The sequence below is a fragment of the Micromonospora parva genome (assembly GCF_000718515.1).
In the GTDB taxonomy this organism is placed as follows: domain Bacteria; phylum Actinomycetota; class Actinomycetes; order Mycobacteriales; family Micromonosporaceae; genus Micromonospora; species Micromonospora parva.
In genome coordinates this window covers 54,256-71,785 of record NZ_JNZS01000025.1, presented here as the reverse complement: position 1 = coordinate 71,785, position 17,530 = coordinate 54,256, and the positions used below count along the sequence as shown (strand labels likewise).

Annotated in this window: 14 protein-coding genes and 1 riboswitch; of the genes, 9 read left to right on the top strand and 5 right to left on the bottom strand. The window is 73.3% G+C overall.

From position 1 onward, the window contains the following. Positions 1 to 13 precede the first annotated feature (13 nt). Complete coding sequence (locus tag IF22_RS0127185; RefSeq protein ID WP_030336843.1) at positions 14 to 1,702, top strand: ribonuclease J; 1,689 nt, start codon at positions 14 to 16, stop codon at positions 1,700 to 1,702. A 64-nt stretch (positions 1,703 to 1,766) separates the two neighbouring features. Here IF22_RS0127185 and IF22_RS0127180 read toward each other — a convergent pair whose 3' ends face one another. Further along, positions 1,767 to 3,425 carry a type III secretion system chaperone family protein gene (locus IF22_RS0127180; RefSeq protein WP_081884068.1) on the bottom strand — a complete coding sequence of 553 codons (1,659 nt, stop codon included), beginning with the start codon at positions 3,423 to 3,425 and terminating at the stop codon, positions 1,767 to 1,769. Beyond that, positions 3,422 to 3,901 (bottom strand): YbjN domain-containing protein, encoded by a 480-nt coding sequence (locus IF22_RS0127175; RefSeq protein ID WP_030336839.1) that lies wholly within the window; start codon positions 3,899 to 3,901, stop codon positions 3,422 to 3,424. The genes IF22_RS0127180 and IF22_RS0127175 overlap by 4 nt, the downstream gene beginning before the upstream one ends. A gap of 113 nt (positions 3,902 to 4,014) precedes the next feature. On the opposite strand from IF22_RS0127175, the gene IF22_RS0127170 reads away from it, so the two are divergent. After that, positions 4,015 to 6,471 (top strand): FtsK/SpoIIIE family DNA translocase, encoded by a 2,457-nt coding sequence (locus IF22_RS0127170; protein WP_036412384.1) that lies wholly within the window; start codon positions 4,015 to 4,017, stop codon positions 6,469 to 6,471. Between the two features lie 66 nt (positions 6,472 to 6,537). On the opposite strand, the gene IF22_RS0127165 is transcribed toward IF22_RS0127170, so the two are convergent. After that, complete coding sequence (locus tag IF22_RS0127165; RefSeq protein WP_030336834.1) at positions 6,538 to 6,783, bottom strand: hypothetical protein; 246 nt, start codon at positions 6,781 to 6,783, stop codon at positions 6,538 to 6,540. An 82-nt stretch (positions 6,784 to 6,865) separates the two neighbouring features. Continuing rightward, the gene (sugE, locus tag IF22_RS0127160) at positions 6,866 to 7,180 is read right to left on the bottom strand and encodes a quaternary ammonium compound efflux SMR transporter SugE (protein ID WP_030336832.1); all 315 of its coding nucleotides are present in this window, start codon (positions 7,178 to 7,180) and stop codon (positions 6,866 to 6,868) included. Positions 7,181 to 7,241: 61 nt separating this feature from the next. Continuing rightward, a riboswitch (guanidine-III (ykkC-III) riboswitch) is annotated at positions 7,242 to 7,312 on the bottom strand. Positions 7,313 to 7,404: 92 nt separating this feature from the next. On the opposite strand from sugE, the gene IF22_RS0127155 reads away from it, so the two are divergent. The 7 genes from IF22_RS0127155 to pspM all read left to right on the top strand — a co-directional run bounded on the left by IF22_RS0127155 (position 7,405) and on the right by pspM (position 13,789). Continuing rightward, the gene (locus tag IF22_RS0127155) at positions 7,405 to 8,328 is read left to right on the top strand and encodes an ornithine cyclodeaminase family protein (RefSeq protein WP_030336829.1); all 924 of its coding nucleotides are present in this window, start codon (positions 7,405 to 7,407) and stop codon (positions 8,326 to 8,328) included. Positions 8,329 to 8,417: 89 nt separating this feature from the next. Beyond that, entirely contained in the window at positions 8,418 to 9,926 is a 1,509-nt protein-coding gene (rimO, locus tag IF22_RS0127150; protein ID WP_030336828.1) for a 30S ribosomal protein S12 methylthiotransferase RimO, read from the top strand. Between the two features lie 77 nt (positions 9,927 to 10,003). Then, positions 10,004 to 10,594 carry a CDP-diacylglycerol--glycerol-3-phosphate 3-phosphatidyltransferase gene (gene pgsA, locus IF22_RS0127145; RefSeq protein WP_030336827.1) on the top strand — a complete coding sequence of 197 codons (591 nt, stop codon included), beginning with the start codon at positions 10,004 to 10,006 and terminating at the stop codon, positions 10,592 to 10,594. A 151-nt stretch (positions 10,595 to 10,745) separates the two neighbouring features. Further along, the gene (locus IF22_RS0127140) at positions 10,746 to 11,270 is read left to right on the top strand and encodes a CinA family protein (RefSeq protein ID WP_051708811.1); all 525 of its coding nucleotides are present in this window, start codon (positions 10,746 to 10,748) and stop codon (positions 11,268 to 11,270) included. Positions 11,271 to 11,477: 207 nt separating this feature from the next. Next, positions 11,478 to 11,912, top strand: a complete 435-nt coding sequence (locus IF22_RS0127135) for a helix-turn-helix domain-containing protein (RefSeq protein ID WP_030336824.1) — start codon at positions 11,478 to 11,480, stop codon at positions 11,910 to 11,912. Between the two features lie 196 nt (positions 11,913 to 12,108). Further along, a complete protein-coding gene (locus IF22_RS0127130) occupies positions 12,109 to 12,981 on the top strand; it encodes a PspA/IM30 family protein (RefSeq protein WP_030336822.1) in 873 nt (290 codons plus the stop codon). A gap of 22 nt (positions 12,982 to 13,003) precedes the next feature. Continuing rightward, complete coding sequence (pspM, locus tag IF22_RS0127125) at positions 13,004 to 13,789, top strand: phage shock envelope stress response protein PspM (RefSeq protein ID WP_030336820.1); 786 nt, start codon at positions 13,004 to 13,006, stop codon at positions 13,787 to 13,789. A gap of 28 nt (positions 13,790 to 13,817) precedes the next feature. Here the strand turns inward: pspM and IF22_RS0127120 are convergent, their stop codons facing one another. After that, positions 13,818 to 17,435 (bottom strand): hypothetical protein, encoded by a 3,618-nt coding sequence (locus IF22_RS0127120; RefSeq protein ID WP_030336818.1) that lies wholly within the window; start codon positions 17,433 to 17,435, stop codon positions 13,818 to 13,820. Positions 17,436 to 17,530 lie beyond the last annotated feature (95 nt).

Here is a 17,530-nt window from a genome sequence, read left to right as displayed (position 1 = left end):
ACGAGGTGGACGCGTGACCGAGGCGCACATCGGGGCGGAACTACCCCCGCCGTTGCCGGAAGGCGGCCTGCGGATCATTCCGCTCGGCGGGCTCGGCGCCATCGGTCGGAACATGACCGTCTTCGAGTACGACGGCAAGTTGCTGATCGTCGACTGCGGGGTGCTGTTCCCCGACGTCGAGCAGCCGGGTGTGGATCTGATCCTGCCCGACTTCGGCCCGATCCTGGACCGGCTCGCCGACGTCCAGGCGATCGTGCTGACGCACGGCCACGAGGACCACATCGGCGCAGTGCCGTACCTGCTCGCCCACAAGCCCGACATCCCGCTGGTCGGCTCCCAGTTCACCCTCGCCCTGGTCGAGGCGAAGTTGGCCGAGCGGCGGATCCAGCCGTACACGCTGACCGTGCGGGAGGGTGGCCGCGAGCGGCTCGGCCCGTTCGAGTGTGAGTTCTTCGCTGTCAACCACTCGATCCCGGACGCTCTCGCGGTGGCCATCCGCACCCCCGCCGGTCTGGTGCTGCACACCGGCGACTTCAAGATGGACCAGCTCCCCCTGGACGGTCGGATCACCGACCTGGCCGGCTTCGCCCGGCTCGGCGCCGAAGGCGTCGACCTGCTGCTGTCCGACTCCACCAACGCGGAGATCCCCGGCTTCGTCACCCCGGAGCGGGAGATCGGGCCGGTGCTCGACTCGATCTTCGCGAAGGCCAAGGGCCGGATCATCGTGGCCTCGTTCGCCTCGCACGTGCACCGCGTGCAGCAGGTCTTCGACTCCGCCGCCGAGCACGGCCGCAAGGTCGCGCTGATCGGCCGGTCCATGGTCCGCAACATGGGCATCGCCCGGGACCTCGGCCTGCTCAACATCCCGGCCGGCCTGGTCATCGGGATCGAGGAGGCGACCACGCTGCCGCCGGAGCAGATCGTGTTGATGTCCACCGGTTCGCAGGGTGAGCCGATGAGCGCGCTGGGCCGGATGGCCAGCGGCGACCACCGGCACATCACCATCGCCCCCGGCGACACGGTCGTGCTGGCCTCGTCACTGGTGCCCGGCAACGAGACCTCGGTCTACCGGGTGATCAACCGGCTGGCCCGGGCCGGCGCGGTGGTCGTGCACAAGGACGTGGCCAAGGTGCACGTCTCCGGGCACGCCCCCGCCGGGGAGCTGCTCTACCTGCTCAACGTGGTCCGCCCCAGCAACCTGATGCCCGTGCACGGCGAGTGGCGTCACCTGCGCGCCCACGCCCGGCTCGGCATCGAGTCCGGGGTCGCGGCCGACCGGGTGGTGCTCTGCGAGGACGGCGACGTGGTCGACCTGGTCGAGGGTCGGGCCAGCCTGGTCGGGCACGTGAAGAGCCGGTACGTCTACGTGGACGGCCTCGCCGTCGGTGACGTCAGCGAGTCGTTGCTCACCGAGCGGCGGATCCTCGGTGACGGCGGTTTCATCGCCACCACCGTCGTGGTCGACTCGGTCACCGGCAAGGTGGTCGCCGGCCCGACGCTCTCCGCGAAGGGCTTCTCCGAGGACCCGGAGGCGTTCAACCCGGTGGTGCCGCTGGTCACCGAGGCGCTCAACCGGGCCGCGGCCGACGGGATCACCGACCCGCACCAGTTGCAGCAGATCGTCCGGCGGACCGTGGGGCGGTGGGTCAACGACAAGTACCGTCGTCGGCCGATGATCGTGCCCACCGTCGTCGAGGTCTGAGCGACGTCCGCTGACGCCGGTCCACCCGAACGGGGTGGGCCGGCGTTCGCCGTGTTCGGGGCGGTCAGGGCAGCGCGGCGACCGCCTCGGCGTACGCGACGCCGGTGGCGATGGCGGCGTCCATGAGGACCCGCAGCTGCGCCGGGGCGACCCCGTGCGCCAGGTCGGTGGCCACGTCGCCGGCAAGCACCAACTCGTCGCCGAGGTCGTGCGCGTACGCCTTGGGCAGCAGCCGGTCGTGGTTCCACGCGTTGCAGAAGGCGTACGCCTCGGCGCGGCGGGCCGCCGGCAGCCGACGGTTGGCCATGGCCCGGGCGTGCAGCACCTCACCGCGCTCACCGGCCCGCCGGAACTGGATCACCGCACCGTCAAAGTGGCCGACCACCGTCCCGCCCTCGTCCAGCACGTACCGGTCGCCGCGCCCGTCCAGGACGGCGGTGATCATGGTGAGGGAGAGCGCGGACACCTCGCGTTCACCCAGCTCGGCCTCGACGTCGCGGCGGTCGGTGTCGGGATCGTCGTGCCCGGCACCGTCGTCGTCGGTGGGCAGCGGAACCAGCGCCGCGAGGGGGTGCTCAGCCAACCAGGCGGCCATCCGTCCGGAGTGGTGCCCGGTCCCGTTGCGCGCGTCGAAGCTGCCGGCCAACTCGCTGGCCACCCCGAGCAGCAGCGCCCCGAGCGAAGCCACGTCCAGCTCGGTGGCGGTCCGCTCGCCGTACGCCGGGCGGGGCATCGTCCGCCCGCCGAGCCCTGCCTCCACGGCCAGCGCACAGACCAGGGCTCCGGCGGCGGCGAACTCCATGGCGGCCAGATCGTCGGTCGGCCGGTCCAACCGGGGCAGCTGCTCGGCCAGAATGGCCAGGCCGCGTTCCAGGTGCCCGCCCAGCGCGCAGAACCGCAGGTGCGCGGCGAGGTGCCCGAATGCCGCCCGCTCGTGCCGGTGCCGGCGGTAGGCCCGCACGTGTGCCGCCGCCGCCCGCGCCGGCTCGCCGGTACGCAGCGCCGGCAGCAGACCGGCGACCAGGTCCCGCTCGGGCTGGTCGGTGCAGGACCGTGGATCGCCGTCGGATGCGTCGAGTTCGGTGAGCGCGGCGCGCCACTCGCCCCAACCGGCCAGCAGCTCGGCACGCCGGGCCGAGGCGCAGCCCGGGCAGCCGCCGGCCGGGCCGGGCCGTTTCCCGGACCACCGCTCGTACCAGTGCCGGGCGGTGGGCTCGTCGCCCAGGTGATCGGCGATCCGGCAGTGCAGCTCCGCGACGGTCGGTGTGTCCGGGCCGTCCGCCCCGACGCGGTGGGCCAGGTCGTGCAGCAGGGACCGGGTCTGGTCCAGCCCGACCCTGGGGGTCCCGAGCAGCGCCTCCACCGCGTACCGCTGGTAGCGCAGCAGCAGCCCGTTCTCCGCGTCGGTGAGGAGGTCGGGCCGGTGGTCGGCGGCCGCCCGGCAGCGCCGGACCGGCTCGACCAGCCGCCACCGCTCCCCGTGCAGCAGGTACGCCTCGATCAGCGCGAACCGGGCGTCCATCCCGGACCGGACGTCGCCGGCCCCGTCGGCGCGTTCGGCGAGCCGTTCCAGGGCCACCTGCCGGGCCGAACCGTCGGGGAGGTCCCGGGCGTCGGCGAGCGCGGCCTCCAACGCCGGTACGCGGCCCCGGGCGAGGCGGTCACCGGGACCGGTGGGTGGCGTGCCGGTGCGGTTGCCGGTGGACTCGTCCCGGCCGGTCACGACGGCACCGCGCCGGGCAGTCGACGGACCGCCACGGCCAGCTGGCAGCCGGTGGAGATGCCACAGTCGAGCAGTTGGTCGAGCTGGTGGGGGGTCACCCCGCGTTCCAGGTCGGTGATCACCTCGCCGTACACCCGGGCTCGACCGTCGTCGTCGACGTGCACGAACGCCTTCGGCCAGAGCCGGTCGTGGTTCCAGGAGTTGCAGAACGCGTACAGGTCGGGAACCCGTTCGATGCCGAAGGTCGGATCGACCATGGTGCGGATCTGGAGCAGCTCCCCGTCACCGCCGACGCGGAGGAACCAGATTATGTTGTCGTCGAAGAGGCCCACCAGGTCGCCGTCGGGTGTCGGGCCGACGGACCGGCCACGGGCAGCGAGCACCGCGGAGACCAGGTCACCGGTCAGCGGACGCAGTGCGCCAGGGTGGCCGGCCAGCGGATCGTCCGGATCGCCCGCGAGTTCCGGCGACGCCATGGGGCATCCCTTCTGAGGCGGATATCACGACCGGCGGTGGGGTTCGTGTTACGACGCGCGGACACGACCCGGAAAAGCGGGGATCTGCCCGGCCCCACCGTTACCGTGACTCTATGGCGGGCCGTACCTCTCAGGCGAGCCGGCGGCGCGGCGCGTCGCCGCGCGGTGGCACCAACAGTCGTGCCCGTCAACCGGCGAAGAAGACCCGGGCACCGGTCCGACGGCGCACCACGCCGCCCCGACCCGGCCCCGCGGTCTACGTCGGCCGCGCGATCGGTGCACTGTGGATGGGGCTGGCCCACGGGATGGGCTGGGCCGTGCGCGCCGCCGGGCGGCAGGCCGCCTCGGCCCGTGACCTCGACCCGGAGCACCGCCGGGACGGCGCCGGGCTGCTCATGTTCGGGCTCGCCCTGCTCTCCGCCGTGGCGCTCTGGCTGTCCGGAGCGGGGCCGGTGGGCGCGCGACTGGCCGACACGATCCGGCTGTTCCTGGGCGCGATCTCGGTGGTCGTACCGGTGCTGTTGATGATCGGCGCGTGGCGGCTGATGCGTCAGCCGGCGGACCCGGAGCACCGCGGCCGCGGGTTGATCGGTTGGGGTTCGCTGCTGGTGTCGACGGCGGCGTTGCTCCAGATCGGCCAGGACCCGGTGGACACTGTGGAACGTGACTTCGCCGGCGGCCTGATCGGCGCGGGCGTCGGTGGGCTGTTGGAGCGGGCGGTGACCGCCTGGGTGGCGGTGCCGCTGCTCGTCCTGTTGCTGCTCTTCGGCCTGCTCGTGGTGACCGCGACGCCGATCAACAAGATTCCCGAGCGGCTGGGTCTGCTCGCCGGCGGGCTGGTGGGCGCACCGGAGACCGACGAGGAGGTCGACGAGCCGGTCGCGAAGCCGGCCCGCAAGCGACCGGCCAAGCGGATGCCCCCACCACTGGACCCGGACGACTTCGAGGACCTGGACGGCGCTGACCTCCAGGAGACCATGGTGCTGCCGCGCAAGGCTCCGGCGAAGGTGCCGGCGAGCCGCAAGCCGCCGGTCGAGCCGCCGGAGCACTCGCCGGCGCCGACCCGGGCCGAGCAGCTCGCGTTGACCGGGCTGGCCGGGGACTACACCCTGCCGCCGGCCAACATGCTCAGCGCCGGGGCCGCCGCGAAGACCCGCAGCAAGGCCAACGACGAGGTGATCGCCGCGCTGACCGGCGTGTTCGACCAGTTCGATGTGGACGCCGCGGTCACCGGCTTCACCCGTGGTCCGACCGTCACCCGTTACGAGGTGGAGTTGGGCCACGGCGTCAAGGTCGAGCGGATCACCCAGCTGTCCCGCAACATCGCGTACGCGGTGAAGTCGCCGGACGTCCGGATCCTCAGCCCGATCCCGGGCAAGAGCGCCGTCGGTGTGGAGATCCCGAACACCGACCCGGAGAACGTCGCCCTCGGTGACGTGCTGCGCTCGCGGGCGGCGACCAGCGATCACCACCCGATGGTGGTGGCGCTCGGTAAGGACATCGAGGGCGGCTACGTGGTGGCCAACCTCGCCAAGATGCCGCACATCCTGATCGCCGGCGCGACCGGCGCGGGCAAGTCGAGCTGCCTCAACACCCTGCTGGTCTCCATCCTCACGCGGGCCACGCCGGACGAGGTCCGGCTGCTGCTGATCGACCCGAAGCGGGTCGAGATGACCGGCTACGAGGGCATCCCGCACCTGGTCACCCCGATCGTGACCAACGCCAAGAAGGCGGCCGACTCGCTGGACTGGGTGGTCCGCGAGATGGACATGCGCTACGACGACCTCGCCGCCAACGGGGTCCGGCACATCGACGACTTCAACCGCAAGGTCCGCAACGGCGAGATCAAGGCCCCGCCGGGCAGCGAGCGGGAGATGCGGCCGTACCCGTACCTGTTGGTGATCGTGGACGAGCTGGCCGATTTGATGATGGTCGCGCCGCGCGACGTGGAGGACTCGGTCGTCCGGATCACCCAGCTGGCCCGGGCCGCCGGCATCCACCTGGTGCTGGCCACCCAGCGCCCCTCGGTGGACGTGGTGACCGGTCTGATCAAGGCGAACGTGCCGTCCCGACTGGCGTTCGCCACCTCCTCCCTGGCGGATTCCCGGGTCATCCTCGACCAGCCGGGCGCGGAGAAGCTGCTCGGTCGTGGTGACGGGCTCTTCCTGCCGATGGGCGCCTCCAAGCCGGTCCGCATCCAGGGCGCCTGGGTCACCGAGCGCGAGATCGCCGACGTGGTGAAGTTCTGCAAGGACCAGCGGGAGCCGGAGTTCCGGCCGGACGTGCTGGCCCCGGCGCAGGAGAGCAAGAAGAAGATCGACGAGGACATCGGCGACGACCTCGACCTGTTGGTGCAGGCGGTGGAGCTGGTGGTCACCTCGCAGTTCGGCTCGACCTCGATGCTCCAGCGCAAGTTGCGGGTCGGTTTCGCCAAGGCGGGCCGCCTGATGGACCTGATGGAGACCCGGGGGGTGGTCGGGCCGTCCGAGGGGTCGAAGGCGCGCGACGTGCTGGTCAAGCCGGACGAGTTGGACGAGGTCCTGGGCGGCCTGCGCGGCGACGTGGACTGACCGACAGCCGACCCCGGACGCACGACGGGCCCGCCGGTAGCCGGCGGGCCCGTGACGGGGAAGAGGTCAGTTGTTGATCAACGCGCCGATGATCACCAGGCTGATGATCGCGGCGACGACGCTCGCCACGGCGGCGTACCAGCCCAGCGGCTTGTCGCCCAGCACGGCGCCGACGACGCCCGCGATGACGCCGAGTACGCCGAAGATGATCGGGTTGAGCAGCAGGGCCAGGACCGCGAAGACGAAACCCACGATGGTGACGATGCGGGCGGCGTTGCTGCGGGGACGGGCGGTGCTCGGCATGTCGGCCATGTCTTCCTCCGGTTGAGAGCCTGTCGTGACAGATCGATCACTACCCACTGGTGGGGCCGGTCACGCCTGTCGCCGGGACACCTCAGTGGAAGATTTTCAACCCGATCACGCCCGCGACCACCAGCAGCAGGCAGAGGATCCGGGGCAGGCTCGCCGACTCGCCGAGCGTCAGCATCCCGACCAGTGCGGTGCCGACCGCGCCGATGCCGACCCAGACGGCGTAGCCGGTGCCGACGGGAATGTCCCGCAGCGCGTACGACAGCCCGGCCATGCTCAGCAGCAGGGTCACCACGAACACCACGGACGGGATCAGCCGGCTGAAACCGGCGCTGCGGTCCAGGGCGATCGCCCAGGCCGTCTCCAGCAGTCCTGAGATCACCAGCACGAGCCAGGCCATCGTTCACCTCACCGGGAGCGCCCGGGGCTGCCGCGCCGGGACGAGTCGAGTCTGCACGTCACGCGGGGCGTCTTGGCCTGACCGGGTACGCCCACCACTCGTCCGGAGTGACCACGAGCATCCGGCCACCGGGTCCGACGCTAGCACCGCCCCCGGCGCCGTGGCGGTGACCACCGCCACGCTCCGTTGACCTCTACCTGACTTCAACATGCACTATCGCCAGCATGACCCTGCTCTACGCCGACCCCGAGGTCGCCGCCACGCTGGACGCCGCCACCACGGTCGACGCCATGCGCGCCGCGCTCCTGGCCGCGTACGAGGGACGCCTGATCGCACCGCCCCGGGCCGCCGCACCGCTCAACGGCGGGCGGATGGTGCTCACCGCCGGGCACCTGGTCGGCGAGTGGTACGGCTTCCGCTCGTACGACACCTTCGGTCACCCGCAGGGCGAGCAGTTGGTGGTGCTGCACGACGCCCGGACCGGGGCGGTCCGGGCGGTGGCTGTCGGCGAGGAGCTGGGCTCCCGTCGTACCGGCGGGTTGGGTGGTGTCGCTGTCGACGCGCTGGCCCGGTCCGACGCCGCCACCCTCGGTGTGATCGGCTCCGGCCGGCAGGCGTGGACCCAGGTATGGGCCGCCGCCGCGGTCCGCCCGCTACGCGAGGTGGTGGTGCACAGCCGGTCCGCCGCTCGCCGGGAGACCTTCGCCAGCCGGGTCCGTGCCGAACTGGGCGTGCCGGCCCGCGCGGTGGCCGACCCGGGCTCGGCCGTCGCCGGGCGGGACCTGGTGGTGCTGGCGACCACCAGCCCGACCCCGGTGCTGCGCGCCGCCGACCTCAGCCCCGGCACCCACGTCAACGCGGTCGGCTTCAAGCAACGCGACCGCAGCGAGTTCGGGACCGACCTGCTGGACACCGCCGATCTGCTGGTCACCGACTCACCGGTCCAGGCGGTCGACTACCAGCCGCCGATGCTCGCCGCCACGCCCCCGTACCTCGGGCGGTTGCGCGACCTGGGCGGCGTCCTGGCCGGCGCGGTCCCCGGCCGGACCAGCGCGGACCAGGTCTCGGTCTTCTGCTGCACCGGCCTGGCCGGCACCGAGGTGTTCCTGCTCGACGCGCTGACCCGGGTGGCCGCCCCGGCCCGCTGACCGGGCCCGGACGGCTGCCGGCCGACATTGTGTCGACCGTCTCCGCAGCCCGCGTGCGTGGGCTCACCGGGCCGGCCCGGTACCCTCGGATGGTGTCTGCCACCTCTCCTTCGCCCGCTGACCACGCCGAGGGCCGTCGTGTCGCCCTGCTGACCCTGGGCTGTGCCCGCAACGAGGTCGACTCGGAGGAGCTGGCCGCCCGCCTGCACGCCGACGGCTGGCAGGTGAGCACCGACGGCGAGGGCGCCGACGTGGTGGTCGTCAACACCTGCGGTTTCGTGGAGAAGGCCAAGCAGGACTCCATCCAGACCCTGCTCGCCGCCGCCGGGACGGGCGCCAAGGTGGTCGCCGCGGGCTGCATGGCCGAGCGGTACGGCAAGGAGCTTGCCGACAGCCTCCCCGAGGCGCAGGCGGTGCTGAGCTTCGACGACTACCCGGACATCGCCGCCCGGCTCAACGCCGTCGTCGCCGGCGAGCAGATCAGCGCGCACACCCCGCGCGACCGGCGGGAGCTGCTGCCGCTGACTCCGGTGCGCCGCCGCGACAGCGGGGTGTCGCTGCCCGGCCACGGCACCGTGACCCGCACTCCCACCGACACCGACGAGCACACGCCGGCGCACCTGCGCCAGGTGCTGCGCCGACGGCTCGACACCGGCCCGGTGGCCTCGCTGAAGTTGGCCAGCGGCTGCGACCGCCGCTGCGCGTTCTGCGCCATCCCGGCCTTCCGGGGGGCGTTCGTCTCGCGTACCCCGGACGAGCTGCTCGCCGAGGCGGAGTGGCTGGCCAAGTCCGGGGTGCGGGAGCTGGTGCTGGTCAGCGAGAACTCCACCTCGTACGGCAAGGACCTGGGTGACCCGCGCGCCCTGGAGAAGCTGCTGCCGCAGCTCGCCGCGGTGACCGGCATCGTCCGGGTGCGGGCGAGCTACCTCCAGCCGGCCGAGACCCGGCCGGGGCTGGTCGAGGCGATCGCCACGACCCCGGGCGTGGCACCGTACTTCGACCTGTCGTTCCAGCACTCCAGCGAGCCGGTGCTGCGCCGGATGCGGCGTTTCGGCTCCACCGACCGGTTCCTGGAGCTGTTGGCCGGTGCCCGTGCGCTGGCCCCGGACGCGGGCGCCCGGAGCAACTTCATCGTCGGTTTCCCCGGCGAGACCCGCGCCGACGTCGACGAGCTGGTCCGGTTCCTGACCGAGGCCCGGCTGGACGCGATCGGCATGTTCGACTACAGCGACGAGGACGGCACCGAGGCCGCCGGCCTGCCCGGCAAGGTCTCCGCCGCCACGATCAAGCGACGGTACGACCGGCTCAGCGCGCTCGCCGACGAGCTCTGCTCGCAGCGGGCCGAGGACCGCCTCGGCTCGACGGTCGAGGTGCTGGTCGACACGATCGAGGACGGCGTGGTGGAGGGCCGGGCGGCGCACCAGGCGCCGGAGGTGGACGGCTCCACCACCCTGGTCGCCCCGGCCGAGGGTGGGGTCGACCTTTCCGCGCTGCGCCCGGGTGACCTGGTGCGCGCAACGGTGACCGGCACCGAAGGGGTGGACCTGCTCGCCGTGCCGGATGAGATGATCTCGGCGGCGCCCGGCGCGGCACGGTGACGGCGGGCCCGAGCGGAGCGGGGGAGCCACGTGGTGCGGTACCGGGAACGCCACGGCGACCCGAGCGGGGTGCGGCGGTGACCGGGGCGACGGAGTCGACGCCCGGCCGGGTGGTGGCCGTGGTCCCCGTCGTCAACGCCGCCAACGCGCTGACCGCCCTGCGGCTGGTGCTGGTGCCGGTCTTCGCCGCCTCGGTGATCATGTCCGGGATGACCCACGCCGGGTGGCGGATGGCGGCCTGCCTGATCTTCGCCGTGGCCTCGGCGACCGACCTCGTGGACGGCTGGATCGCCCGCCGCTTCGGGCTGGTCACCTCGGTCGGCAAGGTGGCCGACCCGATCGCCGACAAGGCGCTCACCGGTGCGGCGCTGGTGCTGCTCTCCTGGTACGACCAGCTGCCCTGGTGGGTGACCGCGCTGATCCTCGTCCGCGAGCTGGGCATCACCGGGTTGCGGTTCTGGGTGATCCGGCACGGTGTGATCGCCGCCAGCCGAGGCGGCAAGGTCAAGACGGCGCTCCAGATCCTGGCCATCGCCTGGTACCTGTGGCCGATGCCGGCCGCGCTCGCCGCCGTCGGGCCGTGGATCATGGCCGCCGCCGTCCTGGTCACGGTGGCCACCGGCTTCGACTACATAGCCCAGGCCCTCCGCCTGCGCCGCCCCCGGTAACCCACCCCACCCCCGTTGACCATGAAGTTGTTGCCATCCGAGGCGGTGTGTCGTGGCAATAACTTCATGATCGACGCGATGGGGTTGGGGTTGGGGATCGGTGGGTGGGGAAGGACTGGGGGATGCGGCGAGGGGTGAGGGCGGGGTGGCGGTGAACAGCGCTGGGGTGAGTGGTGCCGAGGTGGACGGTGCCGAGGTGGGCAGCGCGGCGGCCGCGGTGGTGCACCGGTTGTCCGAGCGGCACGAGACGCTCGCCACCGTCGAATCCCTCACGGGCGGGTCGCTGGCCGCCTCGATCGTGAACATCGCCGGGGTCAGCGGGGTCTACCAGGGTGGCCTCGTGGTCTACGCCACCGAGTTGAAGGCGACACTGGCTGGCGTCCCCGCCGACCTGCTCGCCGAGCGAGGGCCGGTGGACCCGGAGGTGGCGGCGGCGCTCGCCGAGGGCGGCCGACAGCGGTGCGGTGCGGACTGGGGACTGGCCACCACCGGGGTCGCCGGTCCCGAACCGCAGGACGGCAAGCCGGTGGGCCTGGTCTACGTGGCGGTCGCCGGCCCGAACGGCGGTGAGGTCCGCCAGCTCGACCTGGACGGCGGGCGCGACCACGTCCGGGCGGCGGCGGTGGTCGAGGCGCTGCGGCTGCTCACCGAGCGGCTGGTCGCCGCGACACGGTGAACTTCGCCGCGACACGGTGAACGCCGCCCGGGGCGGGTTCGGACCGCCCCGGCAGGCCCGCCCCGGCGAACCGACGGGCGGGGCGGGATGTCGCCCGGGCCCGCAACGGGTACGGTTGCGGGAAGGCTCCGACGTTCGGGGTCGGCGTGGTCCGCCGCGACCGGCTGCCCAGCGCCGGGCGCGAGGAATCCCTCTGGGGGAGGTGCGATGATCCTGCTACGCCGGGTGATCGGTGACGCACTGCGAGCGCGCCGGCAGGGCCAGCAGCGCACGCTGCGTGAGGTCTCCACCGCCGCCAACGTCAGCCTCGGCTACCTCTCCGAGATCGAACGGGGGCACAAGGAGCCGTCCAGCGAGCTGCTCGCCGCGATCTGTGACGCCCTCGGTGCCCGCCTGTCCGAGCTGCTGCGTGAGGTGAGCGACACCGTGGCGCTCGCCGAGCAGATGCCCGAGGTGCTCGTCTCGATGCCGGACGAGCCGGCCGCCGCCGAGCCCAAGAGCACCAACCGGGGGGTCCGTCGGGTCACCTCCGACGGCAAGGTCGCCGTCTCGGTCCGCCAGGACTCGCCGCTCAAGGCCACCCTGCGCAGCACCCGGGTCCGCCCGACCGAGCGCGACCGGGACGTGGTCTGCGCCGCCTGACGCCGATCCGGCTGACCGTGGGCGAGGTGGCCCCGGCCGCGTAGGGTTGCTCGCAGGAGCCGCCGGTGCTGTCGACCGCCCGGTACGGATGCCTCGTTGGCGTTCTGCTGGGACGATGGAGACCGGCCGGTGACGGTCGGTCGGTTCAGCCGGCCCGGCCGTGGTGGAGCGACGCTACTGAGGGGATACCACGGAGATGGCGAACCCGTTCGTCAAGGGTTGGAACTACCTGATGGCGCTCTTCGGTGCGAAGATCGACGAGCACGCCGATCCCAAGGTGCAGATCCAGCAGGCCATCGAGGATGCCCAGCGGCAGCACCAGGCGCTGGTCCAGCAGGCCGCCGCGGTGATCGGCAACCAGCGGCAGCTGGAGATGAAGCTGTCCCGGCAGATGTCCGAGGTCGAGCGGTTGCAGGGCAACGCCCGGCAGGCCCTGGTGCTGTCCGACCAGGCCCGGGCCAAGGGCGACGAGGCCGAGGCGGTGCGCTTCGAGCAGTCCGCGCAGACGCTGGCCAGCCAGCTCGTCTCCGCCGAGCAGGCCACCGAGGACCTGAAGACCCTGCATGACCAGGCGCTGGGCGCCGCCGCGCAGGCCCGCCGGGCGGTCGAGAACAACTCGATGATCCTCCAGCAGAAGATCGCCGAGCGCACCAAGCTGCTCAGCCAGCTGGAGCAGGCCAAGATGCAGGAGACGGTGGCCCGCTCGCTGGAATCGATGTCGTCGCTGACCGCGCCGGGCACCACCCCGTCGCTGGACGAGGTGCGCGACCGCATCGAGCGGCGGTACGCCAACGCGATGGGCCGCGCCGAACTGGCCGGCAACTCCGTCGAGGGCCGTATGTTGGAGATTCAGAAGGCCACCATCGACTCGGCCGGGTCCGCCCGGCTGGAGCAGATCCGGTCCAGCATGGCGGGGGAGCAGCTCGGCGGCGCGACCCAGCGACCGGCCGTACCGCAGGCCGAGAAGACCGGCCCGGCCAACGACCCGACCGCCGCCGCCCGACTGGACGAACTGCGCGCCAGCATGGCCCGCGAACGGGGCACCGGCGACCCCACCGCCGCCGGCTGAACGACCGGACCGAGGAGGCACTGTGGCAGACGAGCGGACCCGGTACTTCCGCAGGCTGGGTCGGCTTCGCCGGTCGGCCCGACGGTGGAGCGTGCTGGCCGGTGGGCTCGGCGGCGCGGCGGTGGTGCTGACCCCGTACGCCGGGCTTGGTCTGCCCGACGCGGCCTGGGCCGGCGCCGCGGGCAGTGCGGTGGCGCTCGCCGCCTGGCGGTGGATCGACGTGCGCGCCCTGGCCGCCCAGCCGGCACCCCCGGCGCTCGACCCGGCCGAGGCGGCGGCCCGCTCGCGGGCCCGGCTGGTCGCCGCCGTCGAGCGGCTGCCGGTCGGCGCGGGCGTGCTGGCCGAGGTGCGCCGGGTCCGTTCCCGGATCGCACTGCGTGGCACCGGAGCCGGGGAACAGTGGGTCCGCCTGGACCGGGCGGCGCTCACCCTGGCCGGGATGGCCCCCCGGCTCACCGGGCTGGCCGAGCCGGCGGTGCTGGAGGCAGCCGCCGCCGACCGTTCGCTGCGCGACCTGGCCACCCGGGTGGCCAGCGTCGAACGCGCGCTGCGGCTGGCCCCGGCCGACGCCCGGCCGCCGCTGGCCGAGGCGCACGCCGCGCTGACCGCGCAACTGGAGGCCGGGGTGGCGGCGTACGAACGGCTGGTGGTCGCCGCCGCCGGCTATCTGGCCGAGGACGCCCGACCGGAGAGCGCCCACCCGGCCGCCGACCGGCTCACCGAGGCGACCGACCTGCTGCACGGGGTCGCCGGGGCGCTCGCCGAGCTGCGCGCCGTCGGCACCCCGCTGCGCGCGCCGACGCGCTGACCGCACACACCCCCGGAGCGCGGGCCCGTCACGGTGGGGTCGTCACCAGGACCGGCCCGGTGTACGCCGAGGTGCCAACGACGTTGAACGACCGGATCCGGTAGTGGTAGGTCACCCCCCGGGCCAGCCCCGTGTTGGTGAAGCCGCGGCCGGTCACCGTGAAAGTGGCCAGCTCCTGCTCGAAGGTCGGGTCGAGGGCCCGCTGCACGGTGAACCCGGACCCCGGGCCGCCGGGGGTGCTGGCCGCCCACGCCAGGATCACCGTCGCGGTGTCCGGCCCCGGCGCGGTGGCGGTGGCGCTCACCCCGCTCGGGACGCCCGGCGGGGGTGGTGAGGTCACCGTGGCGACCGTCGACCACGCCGAGGCGGCACCCAGATAGGTGGTCCGCACCCGGTAGTAGTACGTGGTGTCCGGTGCCACTGTCGGGTCCAGGTGGTTGTCACCGACCCCGATCGCCGTGGTGCCCGGGCCACTGGTGAACGTCGGGTTGGTGGCCCGTTGCACGTCGATGCCGGTGGCGAACGACCGGTTCGTCCAGCGCAGCGCCACCCGCAGCGGTGCCGCCGGCGGGAGCGTCGCCACCAGGGCGCTCGGCGCGGCCAGGTGCACCGAGGCGGGCACCCCGTTGGACCAGGACGAGTAGCTGACCGCGTTCTCCGCCCGGATCCGGTAGTGGTACGTCACCCCCGGGGTGACCGTCGCGTCGGTGTACCGGGTGGCGGCGGCCGCGACGGTGATCGTGGTGACCTCGCCGCCGAAGGTCGCGTCGGTGGCGCGTTGCAGCAGGTGGCTGGTGGCGGCCGGTCGCCCGCCGTTGCTGGTCCAGGCCAGCGCGATCGCGGGTAGCGCGGTGGCCGACCCGGGCACCGGGGTGGCGGTCAGGCCCGTCGGCGCCTTCGGCGCCACCCGCAGCACCAGCGGTCGGGTCATCCCGCCGTCGCGGTGGCCGGCGAGCTGGCTGTGCCAGCGGTACTCCCAGCCCAGGTTGACCAGTTGGTTGACCACAGTGGCGGGTCGCCCGTCGGCCGGGCTGACCGGCGTCGAACCGGCCCGCGCGCCGGCCGGGCGACAGGGGTCGAGCAGCCGGAGGCTGTCGCCCAGCTTGAACGGCAGCACCGGCGCGACCGGACGCAGCGCCACCACCACGTCCTCCCGGGGGTTGACCCGGACGATCCCCTTCCAACCCAGCTCCGTGTCGTGCGGAAGGCGCAGCGTGCCGTCCCAGCCGACCCGGTTGATCACCTGCAGGTCGCAGCCGTCGACCTGCACCGGCTCGGTCTGCCGGACGTTGCCGCTGATCCGCCAGAGCTGCGTGCCGTCGGTGGGGGCACCCACCGGTACGGCGGTGTCGGTGGCGAACAGCACCTCGGTGACCGGGTCGGTCGCGCCGAGCGGCAGCGTCGTCGGGTGGAGCGGCCCGGCGTGCGGGTGCCCCACGCCGAGCCGACCCGCAAGCCGGCCGTGGTCCGGCTCGAAGATCTGCTGTGCGGCCTTCACCGCGATCGGCACTGTCACCGGGCCGGTGCCCGCCGTCGGCGTGAACGTCACAGTGGTGGCGTGCACCGGCACCGTCGTCCGCGTCGTCGTCCGGGTGCCGAACGGCGGGTCGTACGCCGGTTGCGGGACGATCGGCGGGCGCTGGCTGGCCGCGTACGCCACGGGCAGCCGGTCGCGCAGCCGGTCCAGGTCGTACGGCGGCGCGGGTGTGCCGGTCACCCGGAACTGGAGCAGGGTGCGGGTGTTCGGGCCGTACCCCGGTTCGGTCGGGGGCGGGCCACCCTCGGCGGTGCGGTCCGGGGCGCCGGTGTGCTGGTCGTAGCGGCTGTCGAAGCCGGGCAGTGGGGCCGGAGCGTCGTTGTACAGGATCAGCGTGCTGCCCGGTGGTACGGCGGAGAAGTCGACGAGCACATCGGCCCGCTCACCCGGTGCGAGCAGCAGAGTGTGCCCGTCGACGTTCAGCACTGTCGGGTCGAGCCGGTCGTACCGGTAGCCGATCGGTCGGTTCGGCAGCACCACCGGGGCCGGCAGGAGACCGGCCTCGTTGCCGATCTGGATGAACTCCGGGCCGGTGGCGCGTGGGTCGGGCACACCGCCGTCGCGTCCGTCGGTCGGCCAGCCCGCCGGGTGGTCCGCCGCGCGCGTGGCCGGCACCATCGGCACCTCGCCGGCGTCGGGGTCGGCGAGCGCGCCGTCGGCCGTCCACATCGCCGCGTCGGAGCGGGCGCGGTAGAGCTGGAGGTTGAGGCTGCGGTCCAGGCAGGCGTTGAGGATCCGGAACCGGTACGCGCGCGGCTGCACCTCCAGGTACGGGTAGGCGACGCCGTTGACCAGCGGCGTGTCGCCGTACGCCTCGGGGACGGCCGACGGGTGCGGGACGCCGGGGCTCAGCGGCGGCTCGTCCGGGGCGTCGACCGGGTCGTGGTACGGATTCGGCACCCAGCCGTCGGGGTGGGTGTCGTGGGCTGCGGCGTTGCTCGTCCAGGGGCCGTAGTCCCACCGGCCGGTGCGGTTGCGTCCACCGGATCGGTACGGGTTCTGCCGGGGTTGGTAGACGTGCGGGTGCCAGAGGCTGCCCCGGGCACCCCAGCGTTCCCGGTCCCAGGTCGGGTCCTCGGCGGCGAGTTGGGCGTCGTCCGGGACGAACGTCTTGTCCTCGATCACCAGGGGCACCTGGTCGGCCGGCAGCACCGCGTCGGCGACGAGCTGGTCCTCGGCCGGGTCGGTGAGCAGGTAGAGCGCGAGCTGTCCGCCGTAGACGGTGAGCCGGGCCAGGCCGAGGGTGTTGTCGTGGAACCACAGCAGCCGGCCGCTCTGCTCGTTCGGGAAGTAGAGAGTGGTGGCCCCGGCGCCGGGCGCCGGCATGTCCGGCACGTGGGCCAGCCCGGGTCCGGTCGGGTACGGGGTGATCTCCCCGGCCGGGGTGATCCACTGCCCCGGGTTGCCCGCGCTGGTCCAGCCGGTCTGCGCCCCGGCCAGGTGCAGCACGGCCCGGTTCTGCGGGTACGGCGCCGGGCCGTCCAGCGGGCCGAGGCCGGCCCCCTCGATCGTGTCGTCGACCGGCAGGAACAGCTCGCCGGCCCGGCCGGTGGGGAGTTGGTTGATGAACTTCACCCGGACCGGTCGACCCCGACGGGCGAGGATCATCGGCCCGAGGTGCCACTGTCGCTCCGGTGGCACCACAGTGTTGTGGCCGGCCGGGTCGGTGCCCAGGTTGAGCTGCCGGTAGCCGCGCAGTCGGGTGGCCGGCAGGTCCCGGTGCAGCCGTTGCGCGTACTCCTGGAGGCCGATCTCGTAGTAGTCGCAGCCCGGATAGCTGATCGTGTCGGGCACTGCGACCGGCAGTTGGCTGCCGAGGTCGCCGCCGCCCGGCTGGCCGGGGAGGGGCAGCGGGTCGACGAACTTGCGCAGCCCGGTCCCGGCCGTCACCTGCCCGTCGGGGTCGCGGGTCGGGCGAGGGCTGTGCGCGAAGTTCGGCACGGGGCCGAAGTAGCGGGGCACCACTGCCGGGTCCAGGCTCGGTGTCGCGACGACCTCCTCGGCCGTCCGCGCGGCCGGCACCGCCGCCCCCCGACCGGTGGCGGGGGCGTCGGCGTCGCGGGTGGTCCGCGTGAGGAAGGTGGAGCGGAGTCTGCGGAACATCGCCATGACTCTCCCCGGTTCGGGGCGCGAGGTTCGCCACCCCGACGTGGGGAACCTCGGCACTCTGCTGACGGTCGGTGAGCGCTCAACCGCAGCATGCG

Bases quoted from the DNA above. Each gene is read 5' to 3' on its own strand.
- IF22_RS0127175 (WP_030336839.1), bottom strand. From the start codon at position 3,901: ATGGCGTCGCCGGAACTCGCGGGCGATCCGGACGATCCGCTGGCCGGC.
- IF22_RS0127170 (WP_036412384.1), top strand. From the start codon at position 4,015: ATGGCGGGCCGTACCTCTCAGGCGAGCCGGCGGCGCGGCGCGTCGCCG.
- IF22_RS0127165 (WP_030336834.1), bottom strand. From the start codon at position 6,783: ATGGCCGACATGCCGAGCACCGCCCGTCCCCGCAGCAACGCCGCCCGC.
- sugE (WP_030336832.1), bottom strand. From the start codon at position 7,180: ATGGCCTGGCTCGTGCTGGTGATCTCAGGACTGCTGGAGACGGCCTGG.
- IF22_RS0127155 (WP_030336829.1), top strand. From the start codon at position 7,405: ATGACCCTGCTCTACGCCGACCCCGAGGTCGCCGCCACGCTGGACGCC.
- rimO (WP_030336828.1), top strand. From the start codon at position 8,418: ATGGTGTCTGCCACCTCTCCTTCGCCCGCTGACCACGCCGAGGGCCGT.
- IF22_RS0127135 (WP_030336824.1), top strand. From the start codon at position 11,478: ATGATCCTGCTACGCCGGGTGATCGGTGACGCACTGCGAGCGCGCCGG.
- IF22_RS0127130 (WP_030336822.1), top strand. From the start codon at position 12,109: ATGGCGAACCCGTTCGTCAAGGGTTGGAACTACCTGATGGCGCTCTTC.
- IF22_RS0127120 (WP_030336818.1), bottom strand. From the start codon at position 17,435: ATGGCGATGTTCCGCAGACTCCGCTCCACCTTCCTCACGCGGACCACC.